The following is a 12,993-nucleotide window of genomic DNA, read 5'->3' as shown; positions in this document are numbered from 1 at the left end:
ACGCGCAACCAACAGGATAACCAGCAAACACAATGGCCGAAGGTCAAGACATCACACCGACTGGATCAGGCGGGTCTGACGGCTCCGGCGGTGGCGGGCTGAATATGGCTGGTATTCAGGCGCGTGTTTCCTCGGCGTTGAAACGCGGCGATATCGCAATGGCGCTTGGTTTCATCATGATCCTTGTGGTGATGATGTTCCCGATGCCGCCTTGGTTGCTTGATTTCATGCTCGCCCTGTCGATCAGCTTTTCCGTGCTGATTTTGATGACGTCGCTGTTCATTCAAAAGCCACTTGAATTCAACTCGTTCCCGATGATCCTTCTGGTGGCAACCTCGTTGCGACTGGCATTGAATATTGCGACCACGCGTTTGATTCTGGGGCACGGCCACGAAGGCACCCATGCCGCCGGTGCGGTGATCGAGGCCTTCGGCAGTTTCCTGATCTCCGGCAACTTCGTGATCGGGATTATTGTCTTTGCCATTCTGGTCATCATCAACTTTGTCGTGATCACCAAGGGTTCAGGGCGTATCGCCGAGGTCGCCGCCCGCTTTACCCTTGATGCCATGCCCGGCAAGCAGATGGCCATTGATGCGGATCTGTCATCAGGCCTGATCAACGAAGAACAGGCCAAGGCGCGGCGTAAAGAACTCGAAGATGAAAGTTCATTCTTCGGGTCTATGGATGGTGCATCCAAGTTCGTCCGTGGTGATGCGGTTGCCGGTATCCTGATTACCTTCATCAACGTGGTTGGCGGCATCATTATCGGCACCGCTCAGATGGGCTTGTCCCTTGCCGAAGCCACCGAAACATACACGATCCTGACAGTTGGTGATGGTCTGGTATCGCAGATCCCCGCCCTTATTGTATCGACCGCTGCTGGCCTTCTGGTCACCAAGGGCGGTCTTGACGGGGCGACGGAAAAGGCTGTTTTCGGCCAGATGAGCAACTATCCTGCGGCTCTTGGCGTTGCTGCAGCTCTGATGGGTGGGATGTCGCTTTTGCCCGGCATCCCGATGGTCTGGTTCCTCGGCCTTGCCATTGGCTTGGGCTATCTTGCCTATCGCATGGGTAAGAAACAAAAAGACAGTGCCGATCAGGTCGTCGCACAGGAATCCAAAGCCGCCGCAGACGCCGCGGCACCACCACCCGAAGAACCCATCGCCAATTCCCTTCGCATGGACTATGTGCGCCTTGAACTGGGCTATGGCTTACTGTCGCTGATCAGTACCGAACGCGGTCAGAAACTCACCGACCAGATCAAGGCACTTCGCCGTCAGCTTGCCGGTGACATGGGCTTTGTCATGCCGTCGGTCCGAATTCAGGATAACATGCAACTGCCAGCCAACACCTATGTGCTGCGGGTCAAGGAAATCGAAGCCGGTCGGGGTGATTTGCGCCCCAACATGTTGCTGGTCATGGACCCGCGCGGTGAGGAAATCACGCTTTCGGGTGAGAAGACGATGGAGCCGACCTTTAACCTGCCTGCCATGTGGATTGAACAGGGCATGAAGGAAGAAGCCATGTTCCGCGGTTATACGGTGGTTGATCCGCAAACAGTGATCACGACGCATATTACCGAAGTCATTAAGGACCACATGCCAGAACTTCTGTCCTATGCCGAAACCCAGAAGCTAATGGATGAACTTGATGACGATCAGAAGAAACTGGTAGAAGACATCGTACCGGGTCAGGTATCGGTCGGCGGTGTTCAGCGCGTTCTGCAAAACCTTTTGACCGAACGCGTGTCCATTCGTGATCTGCCGACGATCCTTGAAGGTGTGGCCGAGGCAACCGCCTTTACGCGCAACCCAACCTTTATGACCGAACATGTGCGTTCACGGCTTGCGCGTCAGTTGTCGGATGTGAATACCAATATGGATGGTGTCATCCCGCTGGTAACCATGTCCCCGCAATGGGAACAGATTTTTGCCGAAAGTCTGGTGGGATCGGGTGAGGAAAAGCAACTTTCCATCCCACCAAGCCAGCTTCAGGAATTCATCAACAAGGTACGCACCACGTTTGAACGATTGGGCATGATGGGAGAATCACCTGTCCTTCTGACCAGTCCGGGTATTCGCCCCTATGTCCGTTCAATTGTTGAGCGTTTCCGCCCGACCACGGTGGTCATGTCGCAGAACGAGATTCACCCCAAGGCGCAACTTAAAACCCTGGGGCAAATCTGATGGTCCGCACCAAATCCATACGCCCGATGCCGGGCACAACCAGTAAGGAGGGTATGAATGCGTCTTAAGACCTTTACTGCCCCCACCATGACAGAAGCCATGGCGCTGGTTAAAGAACACATGGGATCTGATGCAATCATTGTATCAACGCAGGATATCCCGGGAAGTGGCGTGCGCCTGACGGCTGCCCTTGACCATGATCCTGATTTCGATATCAATGATGATGGAACACATGCCCCTGCCCTGCAGGAACAACTTGATGCCGCAGAAGAAGCTTTGACCCGGCATAATTTTCCCGAACGGCTGCGCATTCGTTTATGTGATCTGATGGCGCGTGAAACTGCGGCGGCCTCTGCCCAGCAATTGCTGGCCGGGGCACTTGATGAAATTTTCGATTTCTCGCCACTTCCGGAAAAAAATACGCCCCGCGCATTGGCCTTCGTCGGCCCGCCGGGATCGGGGAAAACATTGGCAGTTGCCAAAACCGCCGCCCGTGCTGTGATGAAAAAACGTAAAGTTGCGGTGATTACAACCGATTACAAACGCGCCGGTGGCATGGCGCAGCTTTCTGCGTTCACCCGCATTCTAAGCATTGATCTGGTTCAGGCCAAATCAGCCGACGAGCTCAAGGCCCGATTTGGCGAAATTCGCGAAGCCGATATGATCCTGATTGATACAGCCAGCTGCAATCCGTATCTCGAAAGTGAAATTGGCACGCTTTGTGAATTCCTTTCGGCAATACCAAACGAGACAATACTGGTTAATCCTGCGGGAATTGATGCAGATGAGTTTGCTGATATCGCCAATGCCTTTGCCGATGGCGGCGCAACGCGTTTGATGATATCACGCCTCGATGTCGCCGCCCGCCTTGGCGGTGCGTTATACGGGGCAGATTCAGGAAATCTTTCCCTTTGTAATGTAAGTATGACGGCACAGGTTGCGGATGGTCTGACAGCGCTTAGCCCCCTTGCCTTAGCCAAACTTCTCATACCGTCCCATCGCGCCAAAACCGCGAAACCGAGCTTCTCCGAGGTCATGAAATGACGACCAAGTCCGATGCCACACCAAAATCTGCCCCGCGCACCAGAGGCCGCAACGTTCTTGCCGTCGCATCTGGCAAAGGCGGCGTGGGCAAGACCTGGTTTTCCATTACCCTGACCCATGCCATGGTTCTCGAAGGGCACAAGGCATTGCTGTTTGATGGTGATCTTGGCCTTGCCAATATTGACATCCAGCTTGGCCTGATGCCCAAACATGATCTGGGCGGGGTTATCGCCGGGCGCATCAGCCTTAAGGACGCCATCACCAAGTTCCCGGATGGCGGCTTTGACATCATTGCCGGGCGCAGCGGTTCGGGCAGTCTTGCCAATCTTCCGGCCACCCGACTTCAGGCTCTGTCTGATGACCTTATCCAGACAGGGAAATCCTATGACAAAGTTCTAATTGACCTTGGTGCCGGGGTGGATCAGGGCGTGCGTCAGATGACCGGTCTTGCCAATACCGTCATTGTCATCACCAACGGTGACCCGACGTCTTTGACGGATGCCTATGCCTTTATCAAGATCACCCATATGGCCCGACCAAAAACCGATATCCGGGTTGTGGTCAATATGGCCAAGGACAAAAAAGAAGGTCAGGCGATCTATAACAAGTTGCTGAAAGCCTGCGAGGGATTCCTGAAAATTTCCCCGCCTTTGCTGGGTGTTATTCGCTCAGATACGCGTGTGTCGGAATGCATTCGCAATCAGACACCGCTTTTGATGCGTCATCCAAATTGCGATGCAGCCCACGATATAGAGGCCATCGCGCAGACCTTGCTCGAGGAATAATTCTGTCATGACCCTGCCACCGCAAGCCATATCGCCAGGCCCTTCTGTCGGTGGACAGGCTTCGGCTGGCACCAGCGGCCAAGGCGGCCAGGCAGGCACACCGGCACAGGTCACAGCAACCGTCACCAACGACACGCCACAAAAAGTCGCGGCGGCAATTGCGAAATTACCAGTGGAAACCCTGCTTCAGGCAAGGGTCCAATCACAATCGGGAAACCAGTTAATCCTTGCGACTGCACTGGGGCAGGTCACGGTTAAAGTGCCAACTCAACTTCCATCCAATCTGGGTGATTTAATTTGGGCACGCATTCCAACCGCAAACCAGACAACAACGCAAATGCCCGGCGGCGGAACAACAACCCCTGCCGATGGCATGCGTCTGCAATTACTTCCCCAAACTTTGACACCCGGTGCAACCGCCACCGGAAGTGCCATAACAGCCGGTAACATCACCGGCAGTACCCTTACCCCCGGCCAAACGTTTTCGGCGGTGACCACATCGGTCCTTACCATGCCCAACGGAACCCAGCTTCCTGTCGGCAGCCAGACACAGGTGATTTTTCTTGGGCAGGGAACTGTCACCGCACAACAGGCCGCACAGGTCCTAAACCCTGCCGCCAGCGGTGCCGCCACCGCTGCAATGATGACAGCACCAAACCAGACGGTTTTGCTTCAGGCTGGCGGGCAATCGTCACCCGCCCTGCTTTTGACCGGCACGGTTTTACCATCCAACAGTGCCGAAGCCCGCATGTTGCCAAACGGCTTTACCGCCTTGCGCACATCAGCAGGTATTGTCGGCATCAAACTGCCGATACCTGCGCCAACGGGTGCGACACTGTCCTTTAGTGTCGATGCGTCGGGCAGTGGCCGCGTTGCCACATCCATGCCCATGACCGAGGCCGATTTGATGATGCGGGGTCAAACTGCGGCCTTGTCACGCGACTGGGGCAGCCTGCAACAGGCCATCAGTGCATTACAGCAACATGATCCGGGTGCGGCGTCATCGTTGATGAACAACCTGCCACAAGCAGGCCCGAAACTAACCGCCACCATGATGTTCTTCTTTGCCGCAATGACTGGACCGGGTGGCAATTTGCGCGGCTGGCTGGGCGATCGTGCAGCAAACAGCCTTGCTGCACTTGGCGATACAGATGGTGCTGGCGGATTTAAAAGGCTTGAAGGTGATTTTGGTCATCTGCGCGGCATGGCCGCAGAAGAACGCCCCGATGGCTGGCGTGTTATGGCAATGCCGTTCAACATGGGCGATAAAATTGAACAGCTGCAACTCGGCTGGCGCCATGGGGATCGGGAAAACGAAAAAGGCGAAAAGGAAGAGCCGGGTACGCGCTTCCTGCTTGATCTATCCTTTAGCGAGGTCGGCCACACCCAGCTTGATGGCTTGGTCAAAGGCGAAGAAAGCACATTTGACCTGATCATCCGCACCGAAAATCCGCTTAAACCCCATAACCGCGACGACATACGTGGCATCTTTCGCGATGCGTTACAAATATCTGGCTATAAGGGCCATATGGTGTTTCAGGATGGTTCACGCTTTGTCGAAATTGGCCCGCTTGCGGACGATGATGGCCCAAATTCTCATCACGGGATTGAGGCGTGATACTTTAACGCTTTCGCTACCCCTTTGAAATGAAGCCTTTTATGGATGCGCGCAGGCGCTTATTCTTTCAGCTTACAGCGGCACAACCACGGTAATTAAGACATGCTTGAAATCTTCCAGCGCCGAAACCTTATCCTGACCGAACCCAATCCCGGTCCACAGATTGATTATGTAGTGACGCTGCAAAGCAATTTGACCGGTGCAGACAATGTCTTTCCCGCGCGCATGACGCTGCGGTATGTGCCGGACCGGTTAATCCTTAAAACCAATACGCTGGCCGAATATTACGCCGAGATTGCCAATATTCCGTTTGAGAATTTTGAAAGCTCGGCCGTTCTGTTGATGGATGATTTCAACAACGAACTGGTGCCACGCTGGATCAGCCTGCGTCTGGACAAACAAACCGCCGATAACGATCAGATTTTCCATCACGAAACCGCCCTCGAAGACCGCCAGCCCAAATGGGGCAACCCGCGTCTTCTGGATCGGTTGGAACGCTATTAAACCTGATCACGGGGCTAATCGTTTCGGCCTAGCGAAACGGATTGCCATGCACCCATTGGGTCAATGAATAGCGCAGGCCCGCCATGGTCGGGGCGACCCGATGCAAAACAAAACTCGGAAAGAAAATAGCGGTTCCGCGTGTCATCGGCGCATCAAAAACATGGCCCGCCGGATTAAGCTGCAATGCACCGCCTTCATACTCATCGGGGTCTGACAGCTGGATCACCAGGGTCATTTTGCGCCGCCGTGCGACGTCGGATGCGCCAACATCACTGTGCCAGTCATAATGACCGCGTTGATCGCCGGAATAGCAGGCGATTTGGGCATCTTCAGCAAAATCGGTCAGTATGAAGTCAAACACGTTGCGGTTTACATCTGCGACCAAATCAATGATCCGACGCGAAACAACCGGTTCCTGTTCTTCGTTAAACCATGTGATTTTTGACCGACGGATATGCGTGGCTGATTGCCCCTGAACAAGGCCGCCGTCGTCCATCTCATGGGCGAAACCTGTAATCAGACGGTCACAGGTGGCTGCGTCCAGTGCATCGGGAACAATTGCATACATTTCTTCGGGAAACATGCACGACATTCTCCATGCCGCGTGGGCCATTTTATGGTAAAGACCCAAGAAAATTCTTTGCGGTAGGATGCTATAGGGCCAAACGGCCCGATTGACCAGAACATTTGCCACATGGCAAAGACGCGTTAATCAAGCGCAATCACCCTGCCGTTTGCCGCCTGCCCATCTTCGGGATCATGGGTTACCATCAAGGTCGGCAAACCATTTTTGCGGGCAAGATCAAACACAAACGATCTTATTTGATCGCGCAATCCACGATCAAGTTTTGAAAACGGTTCATCGAGCAACAAGACACCGGGTTCAGAGAGCAACACCCGCATCAAGGCAACACGCGCGCGCTGTCCGCCTGATAAGGTTGCCGGATCACGCTCGGCAAACCCGGCCAATCCTGCACTTTCAAGTGCCCCGGCAACCCGTGCACGCCGTTCTGTTTTTCCCCTGATGGAGGATGGCAGCGCAAACGCCAGATTGCCACCAACCGATAAATGCGGAAACAGCAAATCATCCTGAAACAAAATGCCGACATGCCGATCCTGCGGCGCCAGGCCATCCAGCACAGTATCGTTCAGGCGAACAACGCCCCGCACATCAAAAACCGGGGGCAATGTTCCGCAAATATGCCCCAGAAGGCTGGACTTTCCCGACCCGCTTGGCCCCATAAGGGTGACGATTTCGCCCGGTGCGATCACAAGATCAACATCCACTAGCACCCGATCCTCCAACCGGATCGATAGATCACGCAGCTCAAGACCGCTTTTCATCTGCGTATTGCTCATGCCGCCTTCATATCCTGTTGTTTCCACCCATGCCACGGCGCCGTGCAAATAGAATTGCGGGGATCAGCAATGCCAAGGCAAAACCGGCAAAGGGCAACATCATCTGCAACAACCCGTATATGCCAATCATTCGGCGATCGCCGCCTGTCGCCAGTGCGACCGCCTCGGTCGTCACGGTTGCGAACCGTCCCGCACCGATCAGAAGTGTTGGCAAATATTGCCCCACGGTCACCGCAAGCCCAACCGCCATCGCCGTTAGGACAGCACGGGTCAATAGCGGCAACCGGACCCGCCAGAACACCCGGTTTGGTGACGCCCCAAGACACAACGCGGTTTGCCCATAGCGCGGATCAAGTGCGCGAAACGGATCAGACAGCGACAAAAACACGTAGGGCAGAACAAAAACAAGATGTGCCAGCACCACTGAAAACAATGTGCGGTCCAAGCCGACAAGGGTGAAAAACACCTGAAGGCCAAACATGAAACTGATCTGCGGCACTAAAAGCGGCAAGTATATCAGCCACATGACGCGCTTGCGCGGTCGAGACCCAGTGCGCACTTCATTTTCCAGACATCCCAAAACCAGTGCAATGGCGACAAGAACGCTGGGCACACCGATCATTAATGTCACGGCAAGACTATCGCCAAGCGCGTCAAACTCACGCGCCCAAAGTCGCAGACTGAAGTTGCGCGGCAAAACATCCGGAAAAGCCCAGAACCCGGCAATGCTCCAGACAAAAAGCACCACCAGCCCAAGGATCACGGCACCAGCAGCAACAATCGCCAATATGGCCGCCCCATGCCGCAGCCATCCGTCATGGGCCAACCGCCTGCCATCGACAGCCCAGTTTCGCCCCAGAGCACCAACGATCTTTTCCCCGCCAATCCAGACACCCATAGCAACCAAAACGATCCCTAACTGCAAAACCGCGCCGCTTGATGCCATGAAACGATACGACAAATCCGGATCAGACAGCCAACCAAGGATACGTACGGCCAGTGGGGCGGGCGTTGTCGGGGCTAAAATGATCGCAACATCAACCACAGACGTCGAATAGGCCAGAACCGCCAGAACCGGCAGGCGAATTTGTGGATAAATGCGTGGTAAGGTGACCTTGAACCATCCGGTGATACGACCGTAACCAAGGCTGGCAGTAACCTGCGTAGTACGATCCGTATCGGCCTGAGGCAAGGCAGCCAAAGTCATCAAGAATAAAAACGGGATTTCCTTGATCACCAAACCGACAATCATCGCAAGACCAAGCGGATCATGGATAATCGCCAGATCAGGCGGGCGGTCCCACCCGGCGGCCTGCGCAACCAATCGGGCAATCCATCCCGATGGCGCGATTAAAAATGCCAACCCAAAGGCCGCCGTTGCGTGCGGCACGGACAAGATCGGTGACAGTAACCGCTGGAGCATCCGAAACACACGTGTGCCTTGCCATGCGGCACAAAACAGCATGACAATCACAACCGAGATCAAGGTCGCGGCAAGGCCATTGATCAGTGACAACCCAATGGAGTGATCCAAACCCGGCTGGGCCAGCAATGCCCGCCATGGATCAAGACCGGCCCCATCGCCCCCCAAGGCCGGCAGAATGCCAAAGGACGGTAAAATGGTCCCGATCAGCCCGGCGGAAACCGGGCCGACCATAAAGATAAGGGTGATGATCGGTACAAACCGCAGCATGTGCGATTACTGCACCACGCCATAGCGTTTCTGCCATTCGGTCTCGACCAAGCTCATCCAACTTGGATGGGGTTCAGGCAGAACCGTACCGCGTTCAGCCGGTGACAGGGATGCGATCCCAAGATCAAGATTGGCAAAGGCATTTTGCATATCGGCAGGCAGCTTATCCATCGCAAGGATGGTATCCGCCCCCCAATATTGCGGGTCCTGTTTGCGCAGCTGTGCCTCGGGCGACATCAAGAAATCTGCCAGAACCACCGCACCAGCCTTGGCCGACGCGTTATAGGGAACGGCGACAAAGTTGGTATTGCCCAACGTGCCGGTATCAAAAACATAGGACCGAACAGTATCGGGAAGTTCAAACGCCTCAATCGCCGACGATACCTCACCGGAACTAAATGAAAACGCGATATCGACTTCGTTATCGGCCAGAAGGGTGCGCATAGCCGCCCCGTTCTGCGGATAGGCCTGCCCATTGCGCCACAACAGCGGCTGTAAATCTTCAAGGTATCCCCAAAGTGGTGCCAGAACCTTTTGCGCGTCCACTTCGTCGGCGGGCTGCTGCAACACTTTCGGGTCGTCAACAACCTCGGTCAAAACCTGTTTGAGGAAGGACGAACCCATATAGTTTGGTGGTTGTGGGTAGGTAAACCGTCCGGGATGTTTTGCGAGCCATTCAAGCAATGCCTGTGCTGATTTTGGCACGATATCAAGCTTTGCCGTATCGTAATAAAAACTGACCTGTGCCATCCCCCATGGGGCTTCAAGCCCATTGGTAGGGACGGTAAAATCATTGATCACGGTTGGCTTTCCCGCTACATCGACATAGTCAAAGTTTGGCGTTTCCTCGACCCATGGACCAAACAGCAAATCATTGCGCTTCATCGCGGCAAAGTTTTCACCATTAATCCAGATCAGATCAACCGCACCGCCATCATCAACACCTGCGGTCTTTTCCGACAAAACCTTGGTCACCGCATCGGCGGTATCGGTCAACTTAACCTGAACAACCTCAACGCCATAGCGTTCAAGAACCTGATCGCCAGCCCATACGATATAATCATTGATGCGTGGTTCCCCGCCCCACGCGTGCCAATAAACGATTTGGCCCCGCGCCTGTTCAAGAACCGATTGCCAATTTCCAACATCAGGTGCCGGGTCGGCAACAGCAGACATTGGCATCGACGCCACGGCAATACCGGTTGCCACCGCAAAACCTGAAACGAAACTGCGCATCTTTGACCGCATCCTAAATGATCCCTTTGTCTGATAACCGACCAAACCGCAACACTCGCGACAGGCACGCGCATTTGGTTAGCCGATTGTTTTTGTTATGGTCATTTTTTCAACACTCGAACGCCAAAAGCAATTCACGCTTGCGTTAGATGCTGTGCCCTCACATTTTATCTGCAATCGACCATGTGCCAATAATGCCTGTTTGGGAAAAAATCATGTTTGAATGGATCAGTGATCCTCATATGTGGATGGGTCTTGCGACCCTGACTGCGCTTGAAATTGTTCTGGGGATCGACAATATCGTTTTCCTGTCGGTCATTGTTTCCAAACTCCCGCAAAAACAGCAGGCTTCTGCGCGGCGGATTGGTCTTATTGGTGCCATGGGCATGCGGCTTGCACTTCTGGCCTGCATTGCGTGGGTCATGGAACTCACCACGCCGTTGTTCTCCGCCTTTGGCAAAGACATCAGTGGGCGTGATTTGATCCTGATTATCGGGGGACTGTTCCTGATTGCCAAGGCGTCCAAGGAAATCCATCACAGCATCGACGAACCAGAAGAACACGGTCCGGGGAGAATAATGTCGGGCTTTGCCATGACCATCGCACAGATCATGTTGCTCGATATCATTTTCTCGCTCGACAGCGTGATCACAGCCGTTGGGCTTGTCGATCACATCTCAATCATGATGATTGCGGTGATTTTGTCTGTTCTGGTGATGCTGGTCGCAGCTAAGACCATTGGCGAATTTGTCGAAAAGCATCCTTCGGTCAAAATGCTTGCGTTGTCTTTTCTCATTCTGGTTGGTTTCGTGCTGTTGCTTGACGGGCTCGCAATCCACATCCCGAAAGGCTACATCTATTTCGCAATGGCGTTTAGCCTATCGGTCGAGACGCTGAACCTTCTGAACAGGAAGCGAAAACTCAAACGCCGCGCGCAAGAGAGTACATAATGCAAAAAGTTGCTCCCCCTCAGTGTTTGCAGAATGCCTTTGACGAACATGGTCTTGGCGATATCGACGTGTTCTCTTTTCCCGATGGCACCCATTCCGCAGCAGATGCTGCCGCCGCAATCGGATGTGACATCAGCGAGATCGGCAAATCACTGGTCTTCGTCACCGAGCCAGGGCGACCGGTGCTGATCATCATGAATGGTGCCGATCAGGTCGATGAACACCGCGCAGCAGGCTTGATCGGCCTTCCAATGCGCAAGGCAACCGCCCAGGAAGTCCGCGAACTGACTGGATATGCCATCGGCGGCGTGCCGCCATTTGGTCATGCCAAACCCGTTGAAACGCTGCTTGATCAAAAGCTTTTGACAAAAAAGACCATCTGGCTGGCCGCAGGCACGCCCAAAACCGTGTTTGCCCTCGCACCAGATGAATTGCGACGTGTAACCGGGATCGAAACCGGGGTGGATATTGCCACTTAAAACACCATCCCCAAAAACAGAAAATATCTACTTTAGCGTGTATTAATTTTATCGTCTTCTTGTTTAGTGTTGCCAGATATCAACGGCAGCATCCAAACCAAAACTTGGATATGAGGAAGACAATAAGATGAACTCTGCGATCAAGAAACTTGCCGCCGTCATTGGCTTGGCAATGTTAAGTGCCTGCGCGTCCCCTGCTGAATTTCAAAATATGACCGTCACAGAAGGCGTTGACACTGCGCAAGCAGAGACATCTTCATATCACCGAAACATTACCGTATCGCGCGTTAACGGCGGTGAAGAAACCAACCCGATGTGGACATCGGAAATCAGCAGTCAGGCTTTTGAAAAGGCATTGATTGCTTCTCTTGAGAACACCGGTCTTCTATCGAAGCTCGAAGGCGATGCACCTTATGAGCTGCGCGTAACCTTGCTGGAAGTCGATCAACCGATCTTTGGTCTTGATTTGACCGTGAAGACGCTCATTCGGTATGAAGTTATCGACAAACAAAGTGGCAAAACCATTTTTGATCAGAATATCCCAGCTGATCACACCGCAACCTTTGGTGATTCACCCTTTGCAATTCAGCGGTTACGCCTTGCCAATGAAGGTGCTGCGAAAAACAATATAGCTGCTTTCATTGACATGCTGATTGGCGAGGAACCCGAACTTTCCGGGGAAAAGGTCGCGTCTACATAAGTCCGTCATCGCGCGTCGCCGAACGCATACCAATTTCGTCGAGTTCTTCCTGTTCTTTGCGATCTTCTTCCGCGCGTTCGGCTTCTACCCGATTGCGTTCTGCAATCTCGACCGTTTTCATGTCCTTAAAGGCATCTGCCACTTCCTCGCGAAAGGCGTCAATCTTGCGTTCCTGTGCGGCAATGTGCCCGTCCAATGCTTCGCGTTCGGCAATGACCGCATTGGCAAAACTGGCATACGCAAACCCGACCAGTTCAGGATTCTCGGATGCTATTTTCTGTTCAGCAATCAGCGCCTGCGCAAGGGCTTCTTTTTCCGAAATCAGGTTTTCAAGCACCCCCATCATCTCGCCCAGCTCACGGCGCTTGTCATCAAGCGTCCATTTACGCATGCGCAATAGGGTTTTAAAATCCTTGGCCATAGGGGCTTACCTATGTCT

General features: G+C 53.7%; 13 protein-coding genes. 8 read left to right on the top strand and 5 right to left on the bottom strand.

The annotated features are described in order from the left end of the window. Nucleotides 1-32 precede the first annotated feature (32 nt). The 5 genes from flhA (at nucleotide 33) to AC0VXT_RS04280 (ending at nucleotide 6,137) form a co-directional block, all read left to right on the top strand. Nucleotides 33-2,186 carry a flagellar biosynthesis protein FlhA gene (flhA, locus tag AC0VXT_RS04300; protein WP_181951594.1) on the top strand — a complete coding sequence of 718 codons (2,154 nt, stop codon included), beginning with the start codon at nucleotides 33-35 and terminating at the stop codon, nucleotides 2,184-2,186. 57 nt (nucleotides 2,187-2,243) lie between these two features. Then, nucleotides 2,244-3,230, top strand: a complete 987-nt coding sequence (locus AC0VXT_RS04295; protein ID WP_475547643.1) for a flagellar biosynthesis protein FlhF — start codon at nucleotides 2,244-2,246, stop codon at nucleotides 3,228-3,230. Continuing rightward, nucleotides 3,227-4,015, top strand: a complete 789-nt coding sequence (locus tag AC0VXT_RS04290; RefSeq protein WP_101302017.1) for a MinD/ParA family protein — start codon at nucleotides 3,227-3,229, stop codon at nucleotides 4,013-4,015. The genes AC0VXT_RS04295 and AC0VXT_RS04290 overlap by 4 nt, the downstream gene beginning before the upstream one ends. A 7-nt stretch (nucleotides 4,016-4,022) precedes the next feature. Next, a complete protein-coding gene (locus tag AC0VXT_RS04285) occupies nucleotides 4,023-5,633 on the top strand; it encodes a hypothetical protein (RefSeq protein ID WP_475547642.1) in 1,611 nt (536 codons plus the stop codon). Between the two features lie 102 nt (nucleotides 5,634-5,735). After that, nucleotides 5,736-6,137, top strand: a complete 402-nt coding sequence (locus AC0VXT_RS04280) for a hypothetical protein (protein WP_102785428.1) — start codon at nucleotides 5,736-5,738, stop codon at nucleotides 6,135-6,137. Nucleotides 6,138-6,165: 28 nt separating this feature from the next. On the opposite strand, the gene AC0VXT_RS04275 is transcribed toward AC0VXT_RS04280, so the two are convergent. From AC0VXT_RS04275 to AC0VXT_RS04260, 4 genes are all read right to left on the bottom strand, one after another. Further along, the gene (locus AC0VXT_RS04275) at nucleotides 6,166-6,720 is read right to left on the bottom strand and encodes a prolyl hydroxylase family protein (protein WP_475547641.1); all 555 of its coding nucleotides are present in this window, start codon (nucleotides 6,718-6,720) and stop codon (nucleotides 6,166-6,168) included. 125 nt (nucleotides 6,721-6,845) lie between these two features. Then, entirely contained in the window at nucleotides 6,846-7,496 is a 651-nt protein-coding gene (locus AC0VXT_RS04270) for an ATP-binding cassette domain-containing protein (RefSeq protein ID WP_475547640.1), read from the bottom strand. Between the two features lie 7 nt (nucleotides 7,497-7,503). Further along, entirely contained in the window at nucleotides 7,504-9,189 is a 1,686-nt protein-coding gene (locus AC0VXT_RS04265; RefSeq protein ID WP_475547639.1) for an ABC transporter permease, read from the bottom strand. A gap of 6 nt (nucleotides 9,190-9,195) precedes the next feature. Then, nucleotides 9,196-10,425, bottom strand: a complete 1,230-nt coding sequence (locus AC0VXT_RS04260; RefSeq protein ID WP_475547638.1) for an ABC transporter substrate-binding protein — start codon at nucleotides 10,423-10,425, stop codon at nucleotides 9,196-9,198. Between the two features lie 215 nt (nucleotides 10,426-10,640). Between AC0VXT_RS04260 and AC0VXT_RS04255 the strand changes: the two genes are divergently transcribed. From AC0VXT_RS04255 to AC0VXT_RS04245, 3 genes are all read left to right on the top strand, one after another. Then, nucleotides 10,641-11,375, top strand: a complete 735-nt coding sequence (locus tag AC0VXT_RS04255; RefSeq protein WP_475547637.1) for a TerC family protein — start codon at nucleotides 10,641-10,643, stop codon at nucleotides 11,373-11,375. Beyond that, the gene (locus AC0VXT_RS04250) at nucleotides 11,375-11,854 is read left to right on the top strand and encodes a YbaK/EbsC family protein (RefSeq protein WP_475547636.1); all 480 of its coding nucleotides are present in this window, start codon (nucleotides 11,375-11,377) and stop codon (nucleotides 11,852-11,854) included. Before AC0VXT_RS04255 ends, AC0VXT_RS04250 begins: the two co-directional genes overlap by 1 nt. A 127-nt stretch (nucleotides 11,855-11,981) precedes the next feature. Next, entirely contained in the window at nucleotides 11,982-12,554 is a 573-nt protein-coding gene (locus AC0VXT_RS04245) for a hypothetical protein (RefSeq protein ID WP_475547635.1), read from the top strand. Here the strand turns inward: AC0VXT_RS04245 and AC0VXT_RS04240 are convergent. Further along, the gene (locus AC0VXT_RS04240) at nucleotides 12,547-12,975 is read right to left on the bottom strand and encodes a flagellar export protein FliJ (RefSeq protein ID WP_475547634.1); all 429 of its coding nucleotides are present in this window, start codon (nucleotides 12,973-12,975) and stop codon (nucleotides 12,547-12,549) included. The two genes, AC0VXT_RS04245 and AC0VXT_RS04240, sit on opposite strands and share 8 nt — an antisense overlap. Nucleotides 12,976-12,993: the final 18 nt, after the last annotated feature.

Source organism: Thalassospira sp. Z349TD_5, assembly GCF_056173045.1.
Note: the sequence above shows the minus strand (reverse complement) of the source record. Positions and strands in the feature narration are given on the sequence as shown.

Excerpts from the sequence above, each read along its gene's own strand:
- AC0VXT_RS04285 (WP_475547642.1), top strand. The coding sequence starts at position 4,023 with ATGACCCTGCCACCGCAAGCCATATCGCCAGGCCCTTCTGTCGGTGGA.
- AC0VXT_RS04240 (WP_475547634.1), bottom strand. The coding sequence starts at position 12,975 with ATGGCCAAGGATTTTAAAACCCTATTGCGCATGCGTAAATGGACGCTT.
- AC0VXT_RS04250 (WP_475547636.1), top strand. The coding sequence starts at position 11,375 with ATGCAAAAAGTTGCTCCCCCTCAGTGTTTGCAGAATGCCTTTGACGAA.
- AC0VXT_RS04265 (WP_475547639.1), bottom strand. The coding sequence starts at position 9,189 with ATGCTGCGGTTTGTACCGATCATCACCCTTATCTTTATGGTCGGCCCG.
- AC0VXT_RS04290 (WP_101302017.1), top strand. The coding sequence starts at position 3,227 with ATGACGACCAAGTCCGATGCCACACCAAAATCTGCCCCGCGCACCAGA.
- AC0VXT_RS04255 (WP_475547637.1), top strand. The coding sequence starts at position 10,641 with ATGTTTGAATGGATCAGTGATCCTCATATGTGGATGGGTCTTGCGACC.
- AC0VXT_RS04275 (WP_475547641.1), bottom strand. The coding sequence starts at position 6,720 with ATGTTTCCCGAAGAAATGTATGCAATTGTTCCCGATGCACTGGACGCA.
- AC0VXT_RS04280 (WP_102785428.1), top strand. The coding sequence starts at position 5,736 with ATGCTTGAAATCTTCCAGCGCCGAAACCTTATCCTGACCGAACCCAAT.
- AC0VXT_RS04260 (WP_475547638.1), bottom strand. The coding sequence starts at position 10,425 with ATGCGCAGTTTCGTTTCAGGTTTTGCGGTGGCAACCGGTATTGCCGTG.
- AC0VXT_RS04245 (WP_475547635.1), top strand. The coding sequence starts at position 11,982 with ATGAACTCTGCGATCAAGAAACTTGCCGCCGTCATTGGCTTGGCAATG.
- AC0VXT_RS04270 (WP_475547640.1), bottom strand. The coding sequence starts at position 7,496 with ATGAGCAATACGCAGATGAAAAGCGGTCTTGAGCTGCGTGATCTATCG.
- flhA (WP_181951594.1), top strand. The coding sequence starts at position 33 with ATGGCCGAAGGTCAAGACATCACACCGACTGGATCAGGCGGGTCTGAC.
- AC0VXT_RS04295 (WP_475547643.1), top strand. The coding sequence starts at position 2,244 with ATGCGTCTTAAGACCTTTACTGCCCCCACCATGACAGAAGCCATGGCG.